Raw genomic sequence first — 20214 nt, 5'->3', positions numbered from 1 at the left:
TGTCAACTGGTGGCACCCAACTCCGCTGAGCCGCCCGCGCTCGTCTTCGACGACGTCAGCGCCGTGCGCGGCGGGCGCCTGATCTGGTCGGAAGGGACGTTCGAGATCCCCAGCGGCGGCATCGTCGCGCTGATCGGCTCCAACGGTTCCGGCAAGTCCACGATGTTGCAGGTGGTGCTGGGTCTGCTGCCGGCCGCCTCGGGTTCGGTCCGGGTCCTCGGCGGCGCGCCGGGTGAGCACAACGATCTGATCGGCTATGTCCCCCAGGACTATGTCGCCGGCGCGGGATCGGCGATCCGGGCTCGCGGCGCCGTCACCCTGGGATTGACCGGTCGGCGCTGGGGTTTCACTCGTACCTCGGCGGCCGAAAAGGCCCGCATCGACGAGGCGTTGAGTTGGGTCGAGGCCACCGGCTTCGCCGATATGCGGGTGTCGGAACTGTCCGGTGGTCAGCGTCAGCGCATCGCATTGGCCAGTGCCCTTGTCGGACAACCGAAAATGCTCATCCTCGACGAACCGCTGGCCGCGCTCGATCTGCGCAATCAGCACGAGATCGTGCAGCTGTTGGCCCGGCTCAACAATGACCTCGGCGTCACGATTCTCGTTGTCGCCCATGACCTCAACCCCTTGCTGAGCGTTCTGGACAGCGCCATCTACCTGCTCGACGGGCACGCCCACCACGCTGCCATCGACGAGGTGGTCGATGCCGAGCTGCTGACTCACCTGTACGGCACCACCGTGCAGGTGGCCAACACCCCGTTGGGCCAGATGTACATGAGGAGCGGGTGATGACGGGAGTGCTGGGTCACGGCACGTTCGCCCAGAGCACCCTGGCACTGGGCTATCAGCACAACTGGTGGCAGATCCTGACCTCGGCCTTCATGCGTAACGCGTTGATCGGCGGCACCCTGGTGGCGCTCGCCGCCGGTCTGATCGGCTATTTCGTCATCGTGCGCAACACGGCGTTCGCCGCGCATGCCCTGGCGCACATCGGTCTGCCCGGGGCCACCGGCGCGGCACTGCTGGGCTTGCCCGTCGGCCTGGGGCTGGGGGCCTTCTGCATCGCGGGGGCCGTGGTGATCGGGGCGCTGGGCAGCCGCGCCCATGATCGCGAGGTGGCCACCGGCACCGTGCTGGCGCTGGCCACCGGTTTCGGCCTGTTCTTCAACTCATTGGCCACCAAGAACTCGTCGACGCTGACCAACGTGTTGTTCGGCAACCTGCTGGCAATCACGCATCAGCAGCTGCTGACCTTCACCGTGCTGTTGGTGGTGTTGGCCGCGGCGATCGTATTCGTTTTCCGCCCATTGCTGTTCGCGTCGGTCAACGCGCAGGTGGCCGAGGCCAAAGGGGTACCGGTCCGCGCCTTGTCGGTGCTGTTCATGGTTCTCCTCGGCGTCGCGGTGACCATGGCCGTGCTGGCGGTGGGCACGCTGCTGTTGTTCGCGCTCGTCGTCACGCCCGCCGCGACGGCGATCATGGTGACCGCCCGGCCCATCGCCGCGATGGCGATCTCGACCGGGATCAGCGTGGTGTCGGTGTGGGCGGGGTTAGCGATCTCCTCAATTTTCAATATGCCGCCGAGCTTCGTGATCGTCACCTTCGCGTGCGGAATCTGGTTGGCGATGTGGACGGTTGACCGGGTGAGGAATTCGGCCATCCACTAGCCTCGGAAAGCATGCCAAGGAGTCCCCACCCGCCGCGGCGGGCCACCCTGGCTTCGTTGGCGGCCGAACTGAAGGTTTCCCGCACCACGATCTCCAACGCCTACAACCGTCCTGACCAGTTGTCGGCGGAGCTTCGCGACCGGATCTTCGATGCCGCCAAGCGGCTCGGCTACGCCGGGCCGGATCCGGTCGCGCGGTCCCTGCGCACCCGTAAGGCCGGGGCAGTGGGACTGATCATCACCGAGCCGCTCAACTACTCGTTCAGCGATCCGGCCGCACTGGATTTCGTTGCCGGACTTGCCGAATCGTGTGAGGCCGTCGGACAGGGGCTGCTGCTGGTGGCGATCGGGCCCAACCGCAGCTTCGAGGATGGTGCGGCGGCGGTGCTCGCGGCCGGTGTCGATGGGTTCGTGGTGTACTCCGCCTCCGACGACGACCCGTACCTGCCGGTGGTACGCCAGCGCCAATTGCCGGTCGTGGTGGTGGACCAGCCCAAGGACGTGGCGGGGGTGTCGCGGGTCGGCATCGACGATCGCGATGCGATGCGTCAACTGGCCGAGCAGGTCTTGGATCTCGGCCACCGGGACGTCGGGCTGCTGACCATGCGGTTGGGTCGTGACTGGCCGCACGAGAGCATGAAACCCGCGCTGGCAGACCCCGATCGGGTGCTGTCACCACATTTCCACGTGCAGCGCGAGCGCATTCACGGGGTGTATGACGCGATGACGGCCGCGGGCCTGGCGCCGGCCACGTTGACCGTGGTGGAGAGCTACGACCATCTGCCGACCTCCGGTGGGGCCGCGGCCGAGGTGGCGCTGGAGGCCAATCCCCGCATCACCGCCCTGATGTGCACGGCCGACGTGCTCGCGTTGTCGGCCATGGATTACCTGCGCTCACGGGGCATCTACGTGCCGGGGCAGATGACGGTGACCGGTTTCGACGGAGTGCCCGAGGCGTTGCGGCGCGGGCTGTCCACGGTGGTGCAGTCCAGTGTGGCCAAGGGGCGGCGCGCCGGCGAACTGCTGCACACTCCGCCGCGCGACGGGCTTCCGGTGATCGACGTGCTGCCCACCGAGGTGGTGCGAGGCCGGACCACGGGCCCGCCGGCCTAGCCCGTTTCGGCGGATTGGCGCTCGTCCAACAAGTACTTCAGCGCCGCCACAACGTCTTCCGGTTCGGCGACGCGGTAGCCGGCCAGCGTGTCGCCTGGGCCCACTTTGACGCCGATATCACCGTCACGCAGCCGGCGGAACGCCTTCTCGTCGGTGACGTCATCGCCGAAGTAGATCACTGCGGACGCCTGGTGCTCGTCCCGCAGGATGTCGATGGCTTCGCCCTTGTCGGTGGTGATGACGGCGAATTCGAGCACGGCCTTGCCCGTGGTCAGCTGCGCTTCCCAGGCTTGTGCGGCGTCGAGAGCCTGCGCGGACGCGGCCTCGGCATCGGCGGGGGAGGCGTTGCGTACGTGTAGGGCCACGCTGGCGGGTTTGAGTTCGACGGTGACGCCGGGCCGGGAGGCGGCGATGGCGCCCAGTTCGGTGGCAATGCGGTCCAATAAGTCGCGGTCGATGTGATGGGCGAATCCTGAGGTGAATTCGGCGCCGTGGCTGCCGACCAGGTGCACTGTGGCGGGCAGGCCCGACAGCTCTCGCAGTACCTCGAGCGCGCGTCCGGAGATCAGCGCGGTCGCGGTGCCGGGGCATTGGGCCAGCGCGACAAGAGCTTCAGCCCCCTCGCGCAACGGGCGCGCATCAGCCGGGTTGTTGACGATCGGGGCCAGCGTGCCGTCGAAGTCGGACGTGATCAGTAGACGATCCGATCCGGCCGCCTTGGCGAGCGCGGTCTTGAGTTCTGCGGGGAGAGCTCTCACCCGTCAGATCTTAGGTTTGTCCTCCGCGCCGATCAGCAGACGCACGGCCAGATCGAGTCGCTTGCTGACATCGGTGGCCGAAGCGCGGCGCGTCAGCCAGGCCAGCAGGTTGGACAGCCACACATCGGAGATCACCCGGGCGATGTGGTACTGATCCTCGGTCGGTTCGCCGTCACTCATGGCCCGGGCGAACATCGAGTCCATCAATTTGCCGACGTGATCGACTTCGCCGGCCGCCGAGGCGTCGGCGAAGACAAAGGCGCGGGTCATGGCCTCGGTGAGCAACGGGTTGCGCTGCATGGCCCGGTTGAGCTTGCCGACCATGAAGCTGAGCCGCTGGTACGGCGTGCCCCCGGCGAGCGCGGCCCGGTCGGTCTTGGCGTCGATGCGTTCGAATTCCCGGCCCAGGGCCGACACCAGCAGGTGCACCTTGGAGGGGAAATAACGGTAGAGCGTGCCGACGGCGACATCGGCCCGCTCGGCGACGGCGCGCATCTGCACCGCCTCGTAGCCGCCCTTGGAGGCGATGGCGAGGGTGGCGTCGAGGATGCGCTTGCGGCGTTCCCGCTGTGCTTCGGAGCCGAGCTCGGATTCGGCGAGGACGGCCACGTTCAGCACCTCACGTGGTCGTGAGTCCGACCCGGAGGTGTCGTTGCCTGATGGCCGTGATGCGCCAGACATGCGGTCTGTGGCTCCTTCTCGTCGCGTACCTCGTCGAAAACGATACGCACGCCGATCTCCTTCTACGCACCTCCGCGCCGGTGAAGACACGAACGTGTACTGCTGTGATGCCGGTCGACTTGACGGTCGAACGCTGTCACCATTAGAACACGTTCTAGTGGGAAGCACGGACTTCTCGCGTTAGCGGCTAGGAGGTCCACCATGTCCGGCGCATCTGCCACCATCACCGACGAGCAGTTTGCCGCCCGTGACCTGGTCCGAAGCTGGGCGGCGGCGACCGACAGCGCCGCAGCTGTCCGAGCCGGGGAACACGATACCGACGCGTGGCGCAGGCCGTTTCAGGGTCTCGCCGAACTAGGGATCTTCAGCGTTGCGGTCGCCGAGGAACACGGCGGCGCCGGCGGCACGGTCGAGGACCTGTGCGCGATGGTCGACGAGGCAGCGGCAGCTCTGGTTCCCGGGCCGGTGGCCACCACCGCGCTGGCCACCCTGATCGTCACCGATGACGCGGTGCTGGAGGCGCTGGTATCGGGTGAGCGCACGGCCGGGGCAGCGCTGAGCGCGGACCTCACGCTCGACGGTGAGCGGGTGTCGGGCACCGTCGAATACGTTCTGGGTGCCGACGCCGCCGGCGTGCTGTTGCTGCCGGCCGGAGATCAGGTGGTTCTGGTCGACGCCGGAGCCGACGGCGTCAGCATCGAGCTGCTCACCGCAACCGACTTCTCGGTGCCGCTGGCCCGGGTCGTGCTCGATGCGGCCCCGGCGCAGGTGCTCGAGGTGTCGCGGCAGCGCTTCGCGGACGTCGCCGCCACCGTGCTGGCCGCCGAGGCCGCCGGGCTGGCGCGCTGGTCACTGCAGACTGCCACCGAATACGCCAAGGTGCGTGAGCAATTCGGTAAGCCGATCGGCAGCTTCCAGGCCGTCAAGCACATGTGTGCCGAGATGTTGTTGCGTGCCGAGCAGGTGTCGGTGTCGGCGGCCGACGCGGCGCGTGCGGTCTCGGAATCCGATGCGGCGCAGCTGTCGATCGCCGCAGCCGTGGCAGCCGCCGCGGGCATCGAGGCGGCCAAGGCCAACGCCAAGGACTGCATCCAGGTGCTCGGCGGCATCGGCATCACCTGGGAACACGAGGCACATCTGTATCTGCGTCGGGCTTACGGGATTTCGCACGCACTCGGCGGCCAGCGCTCGTGGCGGCGCCGGGTTTCGGCGTTGACCCAGGAAGGCGTGCGCCGCGAGCTGCGCATCGACCTGGAGTCGGTGGCCGGCCTGCGTCCGGAGATCAGCGCGGCAGTGGCCGAGGTGGCCGCCCTGCCGGTGGACAAGCGCCAGGTGGCGCTGGCCGAGGCCGGGCTGCAGGCCCCGCACTGGCCACGACCCTACGGCCGCAACGCATCTCCGGCCGAGCAGCTGTTGATCGATCAGGAGCTCGCCGCAGCCAAGGTGGAGCGGCCGGATCTGGTGATCGGCTGGTGGGCGGTGCCGACCATCTTGGAGCACGGCAGCCCCGAGCAGATCGACCAGTTCGTCCCGGCCACGCTGCGTGGTGACTTGTCCTGGTGCCAGTTGTTCTCCGAGCCGGGCGCCGGTTCCGACTTGGCCGCTCTGCGCATGAAAGCCGTTCGCGCCGAAGGCCCCAACGGTGAGGCCGGATGGAAGCTGACCGGGCAGAAGGTGTGGACCTCGGCGGCGCAGAAGGCGCACTGGGGTGTGTGCCTGGCGCGTACCGACGCCGACGCCCCAAAGCATAAGGGCATCACGTACTTCCTGATCGACATGAAGAGCCCGGGCATCGTGATCCGGCCACTGCGCGAGATCACCGGCGACGAGCTGTTCAACGAGGTGTTCTTCGACGACGTGTTCGTGCCCGACGAGATGGTGGTGGGCACGGTCAACGACGGCTGGCGGCTGGCCCGCACCACGCTGGCCAACGAGCGCGTGGCGATGGCCGGTGGCACTGCGTTGGGCAACCCGATGGAGGAATTGCTGCGGACCCTCGGCGCGCAGCCGGACGTGGACCCGGCCGACCTGGACCGGCTCGGTGGGCTGATCCTGACCGCCCAGGTGGGTTCACTGCTGGATCAGCGGATCGCGCAGCTCGCAGTGGCCGGGCAGGACACCGGCGCGCAGGCCAGCGCTCGCAAGCTGATCGGGGTGCGCTACCGCCAGGCCCTGGCGGAGTTCCGCCTCGAGCTCTCCGAGGGCGGCGGTGTGGTGCGCAACCAGGAGGTGCACGACTTCCTCAACACCCGCTGCCTGACGATCGCCGGCGGAACCGAGCAGATCCTGCTGACGGTCGCCGGCGAGCGGTTGCTCGGCCTGCCGCGGTAGGACAGAAAGTCAGCGCATTAATCCGCTGGCCTGTCGCGCCAGTCCGGTAAAGTCAGCCAGCTGACAATACGACCAGGCAAGTGGTGAGAGGGCGCGGTGGTGGTCCGGATCGATCCCCGACTCGTCGAGGTTGCCAGCACGTCGCCCAACTTCGGAGCCCTCGCCGCGATTGAGCCCCTGCTCGCTGTTTATGGCGCTGGTGCTGAGTCGTCAATTTACTCGGACCCTAATGGCGCGCTCGTAAAGTGCCGCCAGTTCGGTGAGGTCTTGGCCGAGCAGCTCATCATCCGCACCAGGACCTCGTGTGACAGCGGGCGTCAAGTCGATCGCATCATCGCCCTGGAACGTGCCGGCGTTTTGACCACGGACACGGCACGGGTGTTCCACGATGTGCGCAGGCATGGCAACGAAGCCACTCATGATCATCTGTTCGACGTCCGTCGTGCGCTATCGGCCCTCGAAAAGTGTTGGCAGCTCGGTAATCTTCTTCGGCTGGCGATTTCCGGAGATCGGACACCGCGGAGCTTCATCGCGCCGGAACCGGCCTCGTCGCCCGTTGCCACAGGAGCAGCTGATCGCGAAGCGATCGCGGAGATCCAGACCGTCCTGGACAAGTCTCGGTCGGATCTGGGCGAGACGCTGACGGTTCTGGACGCGGCACGTTCAGCGCAAGAGGCGGAGGCGCAGGCTCGTGCCGCCGCCGAGGCGGAATTGGCACGTATCCGCGAGCGTGAGGCCGTGATGGCTGCCTCGCTGTCTCAGCTCGAAGCGCAGATCGCTGAACTGCTTCAGACGGGGACGGTGGCCTCAGCTCAAGTACCGGTCGTCACTGCCGGCGACGCGAAGACCTTCACCCAGGCCTTCCGGCGCCGGCCGCCCCGCAACGAGGTCCAGTCGCGGCGCATCATCGACAAGCAGCTGACCGACGCCGGCTGGCTCATTCAGGACTTCGCCGACATGAATCCAGGGGCGGGCATCGGTGTCGCAGTGCGCGAATTTCCCGTAGCGACCGGTTTCGCGGACTACATGTTGTACGTCGATGGCTGGATCGTCGGCGTGATCGAAGCAAAGCGCGAAGGCACGCTGCTGATCGGTGTTGAGCAGCAGACCCGCAAGTACGCCGAGGGTCTCCGCGCGGAGCATCAGATTGCGACATGGCGCCGTGGCGAGCCTTTGCCGTTCCGCTATGAAGCGACGGGTGCGGAGACCCGTTTCACCAACCAGCTCGACCCGAAACCACGGTCGCGAGAAGTTTTCGCGTTTGCGAAGCCGCAGACCATCCGCGCCTGGATGAGCGAGGCCGACGAGAAGCCCGACGCTCCGACCTTTCGCGCCCGCCTGCAGACATTGCCGCCACTTGATAAGGAAGGGTTGCGGCCCAACCAGATTCAAGCTGTCGAAGGCATCGAGAAGTCGCTCAAGGACAACCACCCCCGCGGTCTCGTCCAGATGGCAACCGGCGCGGGTAAGACGTTCACGGCAGTGACGTCGACCTATCGACTGATCAAGCATGCAAACGCTGCACGGGTGCTGTTTCTGGTTGACCGAAACAACCTGGGGGAGCAGGCCCACGACGAGTTCGACCGCTATGTCCCGCGTGACGATGGTCGCCGTTTCGGAGAGATCTACAACGTTCAGAGACTGGCGGGTAGCACGGTTCTCGGTTCCACGAACGTTCTCATCTCGACGATTCAGCGGCTGTACATGCTGCTGCAAGGCAAGGATATTCCCGATGTCGACGACGACACCGACACTGACGACGACGAATCGACGTCACCGGTGGACGTGGTTTACAACCCCAATATTCCGCCGGAGACGTTCGGCCTGATCGTTGTCGACGAATGCCACCGGTCGATCTACGGTCGGTGGCGCGCAGTGCTGGACTATTTCGATGCTCCGATCATCGGACTGACGGCCACGCCCACCAAGCAGACGTTGGGCTTTTTCGACCAGAACCTGATCAGCGAATACACCTATGAAGAGTCGGTGATCGACGGGGTCAACGTTCCCTTCGACGTGTACCGGATGCGTACGCAGATCACTGAGCAGGGCAGCATCATCGAAGCGAAGACCGTGGTGCCCGTGCGTGATCGCAAGACGCGCGCGCAGCGGTACGAGGAACTCGACGAGGACTTTGCTTACACCGGAAATGCACTGGGCCGCACCGTCATCTCCGAGGATCAGATCCGCACGGTGTTGACGACGTTCCGAGACAAGCTCTACACCGAGATTTTCCCCGGCCGGTCTGCAATGCCGAAGACACTCATCTTCGCGAAGACAGATGCCCATGCCGATGAGATTGTCGAGCAGGTGCGTGAAATCTTCAATGAGGGCTCAGATTTCGCCACCAAGATCACCTACAACGCCAAGAATCCGAAAGAACGGCTGGCGGACTTCCGCAACAGCCCCTCGCTGCGAATCGCGGTGACCGTGGACATGATCGCAACAGGAACCGATGTGCGAGCCATCGAATGCGTGTTCTTCATGCGATCAGTGCGATCAGCGGTGTACTTCGAACAGATGAAGGGCCGCGGCGCCCGGATCATCAACGCCGACGACTATGCAGCGGTCACACCCGATGCCCACAAAGGCTTCACCAAGGACCGATTCGTCATCGTCGATGCGGTCGGTGTCACCGATTCCGAGCTTGTCGATGCCACCCCGATGGAACGCGAGCCAAGTGTCTCGCTGGAGAAGTTGCTCTCCAAGGCCGGTCAGATGACGCTGACGCCGGATGACGCGTCGACCCTCGCGGTCCGGTTGGCCAAGTTGGCCTCGCAGTTGGAGCCTGCCGAGGACACCGAAATCGCCGAGGTCGCAGGCGGTATTCCGCTGCGCGACATCGCACGCCGGATTGCCGCGGCCTGCGATACCGATGCCGTTGTCGCCGCACAGGATCGGGGCGGAGATGCCGCAGTCCGAGAGTTGATCAACGACGGTGTGGCGCCGTTGACCACGAACCCCGAGTTGCGACGGCGCATCCTCGATATCCGTCGTGCCAAGGATCTGTTGTTCGACGAAGTCAGCAAAGACACCGTGGTAGAGACCGTCCGTATCGACTACGCCGAAGCCTCGCGCGACCGCATCGCCTGTTTCCGCGAGTATCTGGCTGAGCATCGAGACGAGATCGCCGCCTTGCAAGTTGTGCACGGCAGTGGGTCCGAGCGGCCGAGCTATCGCGATCTGAAAGCGTTGGCGGAGAAGGTGGCGCGTGTTCCCGAGATCGGCAGTGTCGACATGATCTGGAGGTCGTACGCCGAATTGGGTGAGTTGGCGGATCCGGATCACAAGGCAGGCGTGCCCGACCTGATCACTATCCTGCGCCACGAGTTGTCGAAAGACGCTGGCGAGTCCAAGATTCGACCGTTTGCCTCAGTCGTTGAGTCAAGGCTGGCTGAGTGGATCGACGAGCAACAGCGCCGCGGGAGGACATACTCCGGCGAGCAGAAGCGCTGGCTAGCAACGATTGTCGATGTGTTGAAGACGAGCATTCATGTCGGAGTCGACGACCTCGACCAATTGCCACTGTCGTCGCTGGGTGGTGTGGACCGTTTCGCCCAGGACTTTTCGGTGTCGACCCTGGAGGAAGCGCAAGCCTTGCTTGACGAATTGAGTATGGAGTTGACTGCGTGACTGATCTGCCGGACGGCTGGGCGTGGACGACGCTTGGCGAGGTTGCGAAGTACACGAATGGTCGCGGTTTCAAGAAGTCGGAGTGGAGTAAATCGGGGCTCCCGATTATTCGCATCCAAAATCTCACGGGGTCAGGATCCTCATTCAATCACTATGAAGGCGAATTGCTGCCGCAACACCGAGTAAAAACTGGTGACATCCTTGTTTCTTGGGCTGCAACTTTGTCAGTCCACCGATGGGCTGACCCCCGCGAGGGGGCGTTAAACCAGCACATCTTCAAGGTAGAGGCGTATGAGTGTATTGATGACCGCTACCTGGAATACGTGCTGAGATCTGCAATTGATGCCATGTATGTTTCCGCTCACGGAAGTGGCATGGTCCACATAACGCGTGGCAAGTTTGAATCCACTCCAATACCTTTACCTCCGTTGGCAGAGCAGCAACGCATCGCTGAGGTGCTGGAGGATCACCTGTCGAGGCTGGATGCTGCCGAAAAGGTGTTGGAGTCGTCCGCGCAGCGAATTCGCTTCTTAGCTGAAAGGGCCGTCAACTATTCGCACTGTGAAGTTGTTGGCTCGGATGGTGCAGCCTTGCCGCCTACGGATGCTGACGTAATTGACGGGGAATTGCCGCAGCTACCGGAGAACTGGCGTTGGTCGCGCCTCGGCGAGATCGCCGAGGTTGTCGGTGGGATCACGAAAGATTCAAAGAAGCAGAGCGATGACTCGTTAGTGCTCCATCCTTATTTACGCGTGGCGAACGTACAAGCTGGCTACCTTGACCTCGATTACGTAGCGGAAATCCGCGCGACGCCTGCACAGGTCAAGAAGTTGACGCTTCAAATCGGCGATGTGCTGCTAAATGAAGGAGGTGACCGCGACAAGCTCGGACGTGGTTGGATTTGGGAAGGCCAGGTGCCCGACTGCCTTCATCAGAATCATGTATTTCGAGCCCGCGTGCTGGATGGCGTTATTGACCCGCGCTTGATCGCATGGCACGCAAACTCTTTCGGCAGATCTTGGTTCATGACGAATGGCAAGCAGAGTGTGAACCTTGCGTCGGTGAGTCTGAAGACAATTCGAGCATTCCCGGTTCCGGTGCCTCCACCAGCAATGCAAAGTGCCATCGTCGAGCGAATCAGCGGAGGTCTCGAGTCTTTCGGCCGACTTATGGATGGCATTGGAGTTGCTCAGGCGCGCTCCGCGGCGCTCCGCCGGGCCCTCCTTCGCGCAGCATTCAACGGCGAACTCGTCGACCAAGACCCATCGGACGAGCCGGCAGAGGTCGCTCTCGAGCGTCTTCGGGCGGAATCGAAGCCAGTTCGAAACCGCGCCGCAAAACGTTCCGCAGTGACTGCCACTCAGAGCTGACAAAGTGCCAGTCCGGTGGGAGTCGATCATCATCGACGATTGGCTTCGCGATGGTGACGGGCGCATCTCCGAGGAGCCGCTGGGCGGCAAGGAGAAGTTCTGGATCATTGGTCCGGACGGAGTTGAGTACCTCTTCAAGTACGCCCGTAGCGACCCCGACGGCACCAATGTCCGGGGTGAGGATTGGGCAGAGTGGGCGGTCCATCAGCTGGCCGAACTCATCGGCGTGCCGACGGCCATCGTGATCCCCGGCCAGCATTGTGGTCGACGTGGGAGCTTGTCCCGTGCTGTGTGGCACGAACGGGAGCAACTCATCCACGGCAACGAGTTGCTCACCCGCCATAATCCGGACTACGACGCGACCGCGCACCGGGAAAATCCCGGCTACACCGTCGGTGCGGTCCGTGCTGCGCTTGAAGGAGTCGCCGCACCTACTGCCTGCGAATCACCGGTGGTCAGCGGGTTCGAGGCGTGGGCTGGTTATGTGATGCTCGATGCGTGGGTTGCCGGCAGGGACCGGCACCACGAGAACTGGGCCGCCATCAACCACGCCGGTTCGCTTCGCCTGGCGCCCTCCTATGACCACGGCAACGCACTCGGATTCCAGGAATCAGAGGAGCAAGCGGCCAAACTTGCGGCCGACGACGAGCGGCTCGCTCGCTGGAGCCAGAAAGGCCGTAGCTTTCACTTCGCGGGCCGGCCAGCGCTGGTGCAGGTAGCCAACACCGCACTCCAACTGGCTGGAAATGCAGTTCAGAGCTACTGGCGCAGTAAGCTGGCGGCAGTGACGGTTGCCAGCCTCACCGAGATCTTCGAGCAGATCCCATACTTGTCGGACCAAGGCCGTAGATTCCGAATCAGCCTGCTCACCTACAACCAGGAAAGGATCGTCAATGACCAGTAGCTCGTCTCTGAGTGCTGCCACCGCGCCGGTCATCGACGAGAAGCGCCGCCTGTTCCTGATTTGGCAGAACCCTGATACTCGCCAGTTCGTCCGAGTTGGCATCTTGATCGAGCTGGTCGACGGTCGATACGTGTTCGAATACACCAGCGACGCCAGTGCAGAGGGCTTTCATCCTTTGGTTCAGTTTCCAGATGTGAGCAAGACCTACGTCTCTGACGCGCTGCCTGCGTTCTTCGTCAATCGCCTGATGTCAAAGCGACGTGCGTCGTATCCGGCGTATTTGACCGCGATCGGTCTTGACGACCCGGAACTGGACACTCCAATGGAGCTGCTGGCTCGCACCGGCGGGCCTCGGGTGACTGACACCTTCCACCTGGTCGACGACCTCAGCTCCGATGAGAACGGCGTCGTCGTCAGCCGATTCCTCGCCTCGGGCGTGCGACATGTGGAGGGAGCGACCGACGCACTCAGTCGCGTTCGGCAGGGCGATCGGCTGCAGCTGCGGGCCGACGACACCAATCCGGTCAACGAGCGCGCACAGCTTGTCTGCGCGGCCACCGGCGAGGCGCTGGGCTACGTTCCGGACTGGCTCCTGGATGACCTGCGCGCACTGTTGGAACGGGCACACGAATACTGTGTCATCGCCGAGCGCGTGAATCCGGCCGAGCATCCGCACCTGCGCTTGCTATGTCGCCTCGAGGCGCACGTCTAGCCTGCGACTACGCTCACAGGCGTGTCCAATCACGCTGAACTGCGCCGCCTGGTCGACAAGCTGTGGAGCTACTGCGACGTACTACGTGACGCAGGAGTATCCAACATCGACTATGTCGAGCAGCTCAGCTACCTGCTGTTCCTCAAGATGGCGGACGAACGGCAAAAGGGGCTTCGGCGCCAGCAGATCCTGCCGGCGGAGCTGGACATCTCGTGGGACCGCCTCGCCGGTCTCAACGGCTTGGACCTTGAAGTTGAGTACCGCCGGATCCTGGATGAACTCAGCAAGCAGACCACCAACCTGGGCGTGGTTTTCCGCAAGGCGCAGAACAAGATTCAGGAGCCCGCGCTACTGCGTAAGCTCATCGTCGACCTGATCGGATCAGAAACCTGGTCGGTCGGGGGCGATCTCAATGGTGACGCATACGAAGGGCTCCTGCAGAGATCTGCCTCCGATGTTAAATCCGGTGCAGGCCAATACTTCACACCACGCGTATTGATTCACGCGGTCGTCGACGTGATGCGCCCAGCGCCCACCGACACCATTACCGACCCGGCCTGCGGCACGGGCGGCTTCCTGCTCGCTGCCGTTGACTACCTGAACAAACATCATTCAGATTCGATGACTCCGGAGCAGCGTCGCGCATTGAGTGAAGGACGCACCGTCCATGGCGTCGAGCTGGTCGACGCCACCGCCCGGCTCGGCACCATGAACATGTATCTGCACGGCATCGGGCAAGCTACCGGCGAACCTGTGATTGCCGTGCGAGATGCGCTGGCCACCAAGGTTGATCCGGTTTCGATGGTGCTCGCCAACCCCCCGTTCGGACGGAAATCGTCGATCACGGTCATCGGTGATGACGGCCGCGCCGAACGCGAGGACATCGCCTACGCCCGAAACGACTTCTGGGTCACGACCACAAACAAGCAGCTCAACTTCGTCCAGCACATCGCCACCGCGCTCAAAATCGATGGACGGGCCGCTGTCGTCGTCCCCGACAACGTGCTGTTCGAAGGCGGCGCTGGTGAGACGGTGCGCCGGCGGCTCCTCAACGAGTACGACGTGCACACGTTACTGCGGCTGCCCACCGGCATCTTCTATGCCGGTGGCGTCAAGGCGAACGTACTGTTCTTCGACCGCAAGCAAGCGCGCCCTGGCAAGCCATGGACCGAGAAACTATGGGTCTACGACTTGCGAACCGGATCGCACTTCACACTCAAGCAGCGGCCGATGCTCGACGAACACCTGGTGCCGTTTGTCGAGGCCTTCAACGCGGAGAACCGCTCTGCCAGAACTAAATCAGAGCGCTTCCGTGCCTTCGATTACGACGAACTCATGGCTCGGGACAAGTTGAATCTCGATATCACGTGGCTGAAAGACCCCTCGGCCGCCGACCTCGACGACGGCGTACCCCCGGAGATCATCGCTCAAGAGATCGTCGATGACCTCACCGCGGCGCTCGCCGAGTTCAGCGCAGTGGCGGATGCTCTCGCCGCCCGTGCCTCGGGCCCTACCGGCTCCGAGTGAGCGCATCTCGCCGGGAAGTGCCGATCAGAACCCGGTCGTGGCGCAGGCGCTCGGCGTGGTGAGGTTCACCCCGCCCCAGGTCACGTGGATGTCTGAGCAGATGATGAAGTTGTCTGCGGTGTTGGGCTGGCCGGTCTGCCACTTGGTCGGGGTCGAAACGCCGTCGACGGTGAAGCGTTCGATCGGCCCGCCACCGAAGGTGGTCACGGAGATCTCGACCTTGTTGACCGACCGGTACAGCTTCGACAGCACGTTGTCGTGGTTGGAGCCCTTGATTTCGCGGGGCATCCCGGCCGGCGCGCTGTAGGAGGCTTCCTGCCACGTGTCTTTGTTCGAGCTGCGCAGAGTGATGGTCTGACGGGCCCACGCGTCACCGGGAAACCCGATCGGGCCATCCGGCGTCAGTAGGTTCGCCGATGTCCTGAAGTTGCACGTTGTCCCGGCGCAGTCCGCGCTGACGTGCATCTCGATCGTGCCCTGCGGGCTGGGAATCGAGCTGACGGCCGAGTTGGCGGCCGCGGTGGCCGACGCGGGATACGCCAGCGCTGCCGTGGTCAGCGCCGCTGCCGCGCTCGCTGCGGAGAGCCTGTTGATCGTCATCGTCAAGAAAGGTATCCGCTCGTTACTCGTCGTAGGTGACTTCGACCGAATCCGACACCGGCGTGGCCTGGCAACCCAGGATCAGCCCTTCGTCGAGGTCGGAGGGTTCCAGGACGTCGTTGATCTCCATCTCGACGTCGCCGGATTTCTTCAACACCGCGCACGCTCCGCAGTGGCCCTCGCGGCAGGAGAACGGCGCGTCCAGGCCCTTGTCCAACAGGACGTCGAGCAGCTTGGCCGAACGGGGCCAGCGGAACTCGTGGGTGGTGCCGTCCAGGGTGACGATTGCGGTGGCCGGGCCCTGGTCGCTGTCGTCGTCTTCTTCGATCACCACCGCGGCGAACGGGTCGGACTCCAACGACTTGAACACCTCGATGTGGATGTTCTCGGCGGATGCGCCGGCCTGTTGCAGGGCCTGCTCGGCGGCGGTCATGAACGGTCCGGGCCCGCAGATGAAGGACTGACGTGCGGCGTAGGGCGCGACGAGTCCGGCCAGCGCCGCGGTGCTGGGCAGGCCCTGCACGGTCTCCAGCCAGTGCACGACGGTGAACCGGTCGGGGTATTTGGCCGCCAGATCGCGGAGGGTCGCGCCGAAGATGACCGAGTTCTCGTCGCGGTTGGCGTAGACGAGCACGACGTTGCCGGTGCCCTCGGCGAGCGCGGATTTGCAGATCGCCATCATCGGCGTGATGCCGCTGCCCGCGGCCAGCAGTAGGAAATCGGTGGTGAGATCTTTGGGCACGAACGTCCCCGAGGGCGCCAGCACGTGGATTTTCATCCCGGCATGCGCGTTGTCGCACAGCCAGTTCGACGCGTAGCCGTCGGCGGTCCGTTTGACCGTGACCGTCAGCTGGTCGTCGGTCGTCGGCGAGCTCGACAGCGAATAGCAGCGGGCTACCGAACCGGTGCGGTCGCTGGGCACCCGCAGGGTCAGGAACTGACCGGGGGAGTAGCGCAGTTTGTCGGGCGAGATCTCCGAACCCTCGGGGACGGAGAACACCAACGACCGGGCGTCGGCCGTCTCGTCGATGACCGCGCTCACCTGCAGTTCGAGCACGTGGTTGCCCAGTGGCTCATCCGTCACGGCTGGACCCTCTCTTCACTCATAACTAGAACATGTTACAAAAACCTACTTATGCAGGTCCAGACCCTGTTAGAAGTCGCTACTCGACACAAATCGTAACGTGTTCTAATCTCAGCTTAAGTCCGATTCTCGGGAGGCATTCAGTGACATCCATTGAACAGCGTGACGTGCAGGCGGTTCTGGCCGGCATCGATGAGCTGCTACCAACGTTGCGTGAGCGCGCGCAGGAGACCGAGGATCTGCGCAAGCTGCCCGATGCGAACGTCAAGGCCTTGGAAGAGATCGGCTTCTTCAGGCTGTTGCAACCCGAGCAGTGGGGCGGTCTGCAGTGCGACCCGACGCTGTTCTACGAGGCGGTTCGGCGGTTGGCCAGCGCGTGCGGTTCCACCGGCTGGGTGGCCGGCATCATCGGCGTGCACAACTGGCACCTGGCGCTGTTCGATCAGCAGGCGCAGGAAGACGTCTGGGGTGAGGACACCGCGGTGCGGATCTCCTCCTCCTATGCCCCGATGGGTGCCGGTGTGGTCACCGAGGCCGGCGATGGTTACCTGGTCAACGGTGCGTGGAACTGGTCCTCGGGTTGTGACCACGCCACCTGGGCCTTCCTCGGCGGCCCTGTCATCAAGGACGGACGCCCGGTCGACTTCGGCAGCTTCCTGATCCCGCGGACCGACTACCAGATCGACGACGTGTGGAACGTCGTCGGCCTGCGCGGCACCGGTTCGAACACCGTCGTCGTCAAGGACGTGTTCGTGCCCAAGCACCGCTTCCTGTCCTACAAGGCGATGAACGACGGCACCGCCGGTGGGTACCAGACCAACACCGCGCCGGTGTACAAGATGCCTTGGGGCACAATCCATCCCACCACCATCTCGGCCCCGATCGTCGGCATGGCCTACGGCGCCTATGACGCGCACGTCGAGCACCAGGGCAAGCGGGTGCGCGCGGCGTTCGCCGGTGAGAAGGCCAAGGACGATCCGTTCGCCAAGATCCGGATCGCCGAGGCGGCCAGCGACATCGACGCCGCCTGGCGTCAGCTGTCCGGCAACGTCGCCGACGAGTACGCCCTGCTGTCGGCCGGCCAGGAGATCCCGTTCGAGTTGCGGGCCCGCGCCCGTCGCGACCAGGTGCGGGCCACCGGCCGTGCCATCGCCTCGATCGACCGGCTCTTCGAGGCGTCGGGTGCCACCGCGTTGGCCAATGACGCGCCGGTGCAACGGTTCTGGCGGGATGCCCACGCCGGCCGGGTGCACGCCGCCAACGATCCCGAGCGGGCTTACCTGATCTTCGGCAACAACGAGTTCGGCCTGCCTCCGGCCGACACGATGGTCTGATCGCGATGACGTCGTTCGCCGCCGAAGCTGCCCAGCAGCAAGAGATCACGTTCGAATCCACCTCCCGGTACGCCCAGGTCCGAGACGACATGCGGCTGCACTACCACGAGGCCGGTGACCCCGAGGCGCAGACCATCGTGCTCTTGCACGGCGGTGGTCCCGGCGCGTCTAGTTGGTCGAACTTCGGCCGCAACATCGCGGTGCTGGCCGAGCGCTACCACGTGCTGGCCGTCGATCAGCCCGGCTACGGGTACTCCGACAAGCACACCGAGCACGAGCAGTACAACCGCTACAGCGCCAAGGCGCTGCTCGGGCTGTTCGACCACCTCGGCCTGCAGGGCCGCATTCCGCTACTGGGCAACTCGCTCGGCGGTGGCACCGCGGTCCGCTTCGCGCTCGACTACCCCGATCGCGCCGGCAAGCTGGTGCTGATGGGTCCCGGTGGGTTGAGCGTCAACCTGTTCGCGCCGGATCCGACCGAAGGTGTGAAGGCGCTCGCCAAGTTCAACTACGAGCCGACGCGCGAGAACCTCGAAGCGTTCATCCGCATCATGGTGTTCGACCAGAAGCTCGTCACTCCGGAGCTGGTCGACGAGCGCTTCGCGATCGCGAGCACGCCGGAGTCGCTGGCCGCCACCCGCGCGATGGGTAAGTCGTTCGCCGGTGCGGACTTCGAACTCGGCATGATGTGGCGCGAGGTGTACAAGCTGCGCCAGCCGGTGCTGTTGATCTGGGGCCGCGAGGATCGGGTCAACCCGCTCGACGGCGCACTGGTGGCCGTCAAGCAGATTCCGCGTGTGCAGCTGCACGTCTTCGGGCAGTGTGGGCATTGGGCTCAGGTCGAGAAGTTCGACGAGTTCAACAAGCTCACCATCGATTTCCTTGGGGGTTAGGCCATGAGCATCAAGTCACTGGGCTACCTGCGCATCGAGGCCACCGACATGGCCGCCTGGCGCGAGTACGGACTCAAGGTCCTCGGCATGGTCGAGGGGTCCGGCGCCACCGAAGGTGCGCTGTACCTGCGGATGGACGAGTTCCCGGCGCGGCTGGTGATCGTCCCTGGTGAGCATGACCGGCTGCTGGAGTCCGGCTGGGAGACGGCGAATGCCGCTGAGCTGCAAGATATCCGGACCCGGCTGGAGGCCAACGGGACACCGTACAAAGAGGCGACGGCAGCCGAGCTCGCCGATCGTCGGGTCGACGGGATGATCGTCTTCGAGGACCCGTCGGGCAACCGGCTGGAGGTGTTCCACGGCGTCGCTCTGGAGCACCGGCGCGTGGTCAGCCCCTACGGGCACAAGTTCGTCACCGAAGAGCAGGGGTTGGGCCACGTCGTCCTCACCACCAAGGACGACGCGGAGTCGCTGCACTTCTACCGCGACGTGCTGGGCTTCTATCTGCGGGATTCGATGCGCCTGCCTCCGCAGCTGGTGGGCCGGCCGGCCGATGGCGACCCCGCCTGGCTGCGCTTCCTCGGGGTCAACCCCCGGCACCACAGTGTGGCGTTCATGCCGGGGCAGACGCCCAGTGGCATCGTCCACCTGATGGTCGAGGTGGAGAACTCCGACGATGTGGGTCTGTGCCTGGACCGGGCACTGCGCCGCAAGGTGAAGATGTCGGCGACGTTGGGCCGGCACGTCAACGACAAGATGCTGTCCTTCTACATGAAGACGCCGGGCGGTTTTGACGTCGAGTTCGGTTGTGAGGGCCTCGAAGTCGACGATCACAACTGGGTCGCCCGGGAGTCCACCGCGGTCAGTCTGTGGGGGCACGACTTCTCGGTCGGATTCAAGTAGGCATGTCCTCCGCCGCGATCGATCCGCGCACATTCCGAAATGTGCTCGGCCAGTTCTGTACTGGCGTCACGGTCATCACCACCGTCCATGACGACGTGCCGATCGGCTTTGCCTGCCAGTCCTTCGCTGCGCTGTCGCTGGACCCGCCGCTGGTGTTGTTCTGCCCCACCAAGCAGTCACGCGCCTGGCAGGCCATCGAGGCCAGCGGGAAGTTCTGCGTGAACATGCTGCATGAGAAGCAGCAGCATGTGTCCGCGCAGTTTGGCTCCAAGGCGCCGGACAAGTTCGCCGGTATCGACTGGACACCTTCGGAGCTCGGTTCGCCGGTGATCGACGGTAGCCTCGCCCACATCGACTGCACGGTGCACTCGGTGCATGACGGTGGGGATCACTTCGTGGTGTTCGGTGCCGTGCACGCGCTCTCGGAGGTCTCGAAACTCAAGCCTCGGCCGCTGCTGTTCTATCGCGGCGAGTACACCGGGATCGAGCCGGACAAGAACACCCCGGCGCAGTGGCGCGACGACCTGGAAGCCTTCCTCACCACGACGACGTCCGATACCTGGCTATAAATTTCCTGACGCAACGACAATGTGGCGGGGGCCCCCCCCCCCGGGGGGGGGGGCCCCGCTACATTGTATTACCTGGGGTTTTTTTTAATATGTGGTGTTTTTTTTGTGGGGGGGGGGGGGTGTGTTGTGGGGGGGG

The 20214-nt window shown here is 64.4% G+C and carries 17 protein-coding genes; 13 read left to right on the top strand and 4 right to left on the bottom strand.

From position 1 onward, the window contains the following. Positions 1 to 6 precede the first annotated feature (6 nt). Genes A5740_RS26850 through A5740_RS26840 form a run of 3 tightly spaced genes read left to right on the top strand, consistent with a single transcriptional unit; the run spans position 7 to position 2779 of the window. Entirely contained in the window at positions 7 to 789 is a 783-nt protein-coding gene (locus tag A5740_RS26850; protein ID WP_076199272.1) for a metal ABC transporter ATP-binding protein, read from the top strand. Beyond that, positions 789 to 1667, top strand: coding sequence for a metal ABC transporter permease (locus A5740_RS26845; protein WP_076199270.1), 879 nt, complete (start codon positions 789 to 791; stop codon positions 1665 to 1667). Before A5740_RS26850 ends, A5740_RS26845 begins: the two co-directional genes overlap by 1 nt. Positions 1668 to 1678: 11 nt before the next feature. Continuing rightward, complete coding sequence (locus A5740_RS26840; RefSeq protein WP_076199268.1) at positions 1679 to 2779, top strand: LacI family DNA-binding transcriptional regulator; 1101 nt, start codon at positions 1679 to 1681, stop codon at positions 2777 to 2779. Here the strand turns inward: A5740_RS26840 and otsB are convergent. After that, positions 2776 to 3537: a trehalose-phosphatase gene (gene otsB / locus A5740_RS26835; RefSeq protein WP_076199266.1), complete on the bottom strand. Its 762-nt coding sequence runs from the start codon at positions 3535 to 3537 to the stop codon at positions 2776 to 2778. The two genes, A5740_RS26840 and otsB, sit on opposite strands and share 4 nt — an antisense overlap. Before the next feature lie 3 nt (positions 3538 to 3540). Continuing rightward, complete coding sequence (gene kstR / locus A5740_RS26830; RefSeq protein ID WP_164480958.1) at positions 3541 to 4146, bottom strand: cholesterol catabolism transcriptional regulator KstR; 606 nt, start codon at positions 4144 to 4146, stop codon at positions 3541 to 3543. A gap of 273 nt (positions 4147 to 4419) precedes the next feature. Between kstR and A5740_RS26825 the strand changes: the two genes are divergently transcribed. The 6 genes from A5740_RS26825 to A5740_RS26800 all read left to right on the top strand — a co-directional run bounded on the left by A5740_RS26825 (position 4420) and on the right by A5740_RS26800 (position 14695). Continuing rightward, on the top strand, positions 4420 to 6549 hold the full coding sequence (locus A5740_RS26825) for an acyl-CoA dehydrogenase (protein ID WP_076199262.1): 2130 nt from the start codon (positions 4420 to 4422) through the stop codon (positions 6547 to 6549). 99 nt (positions 6550 to 6648) lie between these two features. Next, positions 6649 to 10182: a DEAD/DEAH box helicase family protein gene (locus tag A5740_RS26820; protein ID WP_254849351.1), complete on the top strand. Its 3534-nt coding sequence runs from the start codon at positions 6649 to 6651 to the stop codon at positions 10180 to 10182. Further along, positions 10179 to 11552, top strand: a complete 1374-nt coding sequence (locus A5740_RS26815; protein ID WP_076199260.1) for a restriction endonuclease subunit S — start codon at positions 10179 to 10181, stop codon at positions 11550 to 11552. The genes A5740_RS26820 and A5740_RS26815 overlap by 4 nt, the downstream gene beginning before the upstream one ends. 4 nt (positions 11553 to 11556) lie before the next feature. Beyond that, positions 11557 to 12456: a hypothetical protein gene (locus tag A5740_RS26810; protein ID WP_076199258.1), complete on the top strand. Its 900-nt coding sequence runs from the start codon at positions 11557 to 11559 to the stop codon at positions 12454 to 12456. A gap of 103 nt (positions 12457 to 12559) precedes the next feature. Further along, positions 12560 to 13168: a hypothetical protein gene (locus A5740_RS26805; protein ID WP_139335370.1), complete on the top strand. Its 609-nt coding sequence runs from the start codon at positions 12560 to 12562 to the stop codon at positions 13166 to 13168. Between the two features lie 21 nt (positions 13169 to 13189). Continuing rightward, positions 13190 to 14695: a class I SAM-dependent DNA methyltransferase gene (locus A5740_RS26800; RefSeq protein ID WP_076199254.1), complete on the top strand. Its 1506-nt coding sequence runs from the start codon at positions 13190 to 13192 to the stop codon at positions 14693 to 14695. A gap of 24 nt (positions 14696 to 14719) precedes the next feature. On the opposite strand, the gene A5740_RS26795 is transcribed toward A5740_RS26800, so the two are convergent. Both A5740_RS26795 and A5740_RS26790 read right to left on the bottom strand, forming a co-directional pair. After that, the gene (locus tag A5740_RS26795) at positions 14720 to 15295 is read right to left on the bottom strand and encodes a hypothetical protein (RefSeq protein WP_139335369.1); all 576 of its coding nucleotides are present in this window, start codon (positions 15293 to 15295) and stop codon (positions 14720 to 14722) included. Between the two features lie 22 nt (positions 15296 to 15317). Next, positions 15318 to 16379, bottom strand: coding sequence for a ferredoxin--NADP reductase (locus tag A5740_RS26790; RefSeq protein ID WP_076199252.1), 1062 nt, complete (start codon positions 16377 to 16379; stop codon positions 15318 to 15320). A gap of 143 nt (positions 16380 to 16522) precedes the next feature. Here A5740_RS26790 and hsaA point away from each other — a divergent pair, with 143 nt between their 5' ends. The 4 genes from hsaA to hsaB are packed head-to-tail and all read left to right on the top strand — an operon-like array spanning position 16523 to position 20078. Then, positions 16523 to 17713 (top strand): 3-hydroxy-9,10-secoandrosta-1,3,5(10)-triene-9,17-dione monooxygenase oxygenase subunit, encoded by a 1191-nt coding sequence (gene hsaA, locus A5740_RS26785; protein WP_076199250.1) that lies wholly within the window; start codon positions 16523 to 16525, stop codon positions 17711 to 17713. Positions 17714 to 17718: 5 nt separating this feature from the next. Continuing rightward, the gene (gene hsaD / locus A5740_RS26780; protein WP_076199248.1) at positions 17719 to 18606 is read left to right on the top strand and encodes a 4,5:9,10-diseco-3-hydroxy-5,9,17-trioxoandrosta-1(10),2-diene-4-oate hydrolase; all 888 of its coding nucleotides are present in this window, start codon (positions 17719 to 17721) and stop codon (positions 18604 to 18606) included. A 3-nt stretch (positions 18607 to 18609) separates the two neighbouring features. After that, positions 18610 to 19509, top strand: a complete 900-nt coding sequence (gene hsaC / locus A5740_RS26775; protein ID WP_076199246.1) for an iron-dependent extradiol dioxygenase HsaC — start codon at positions 18610 to 18612, stop codon at positions 19507 to 19509. Between the two features lie 2 nt (positions 19510 to 19511). Then, positions 19512 to 20078: a 3-hydroxy-9,10-secoandrosta-1,3,5(10)-triene-9,17-dione monooxygenase reductase subunit gene (gene hsaB, locus A5740_RS26770; RefSeq protein WP_076199244.1), complete on the top strand. Its 567-nt coding sequence runs from the start codon at positions 19512 to 19514 to the stop codon at positions 20076 to 20078. Positions 20079 to 20214: the final 136 nt, after the last annotated feature.

The organism is Mycobacterium sp. GA-1841, assembly GCF_001954135.1.
Taxonomy (GTDB): domain Bacteria; phylum Actinomycetota; class Actinomycetes; order Mycobacteriales; family Mycobacteriaceae; genus Mycobacterium.
The sequence above is the reverse complement of the archived record's forward strand: the minus strand, read 5'-3'. Positions and strand labels throughout refer to the sequence as shown.

What these genes read in the sequence shown, in the direction of transcription:
- A5740_RS26845 (WP_076199270.1), top strand. Translation starts at nt 789, where the DNA reads ATGACGGGAGTGCTGGGTCACGGCACGTTCGCCCAGAGCACCCTGGCA.
- A5740_RS26840 (WP_076199268.1), top strand. Translation starts at nt 1,679, where the DNA reads ATGCCAAGGAGTCCCCACCCGCCGCGGCGGGCCACCCTGGCTTCGTTG.
- A5740_RS26825 (WP_076199262.1), top strand. Translation starts at nt 4,420, where the DNA reads ATGTCCGGCGCATCTGCCACCATCACCGACGAGCAGTTTGCCGCCCGT.
- A5740_RS26795 (WP_139335369.1), bottom strand. Translation starts at nt 15,295, where the DNA reads ATGACGATCAACAGGCTCTCCGCAGCGAGCGCGGCAGCGGCGCTGACC.
- hsaD (WP_076199248.1), top strand. Translation starts at nt 17,719, where the DNA reads ATGACGTCGTTCGCCGCCGAAGCTGCCCAGCAGCAAGAGATCACGTTC.
- hsaC (WP_076199246.1), top strand. Translation starts at nt 18,610, where the DNA reads ATGAGCATCAAGTCACTGGGCTACCTGCGCATCGAGGCCACCGACATG.
- hsaB (WP_076199244.1), top strand. Translation starts at nt 19,512, where the DNA reads ATGTCCTCCGCCGCGATCGATCCGCGCACATTCCGAAATGTGCTCGGC.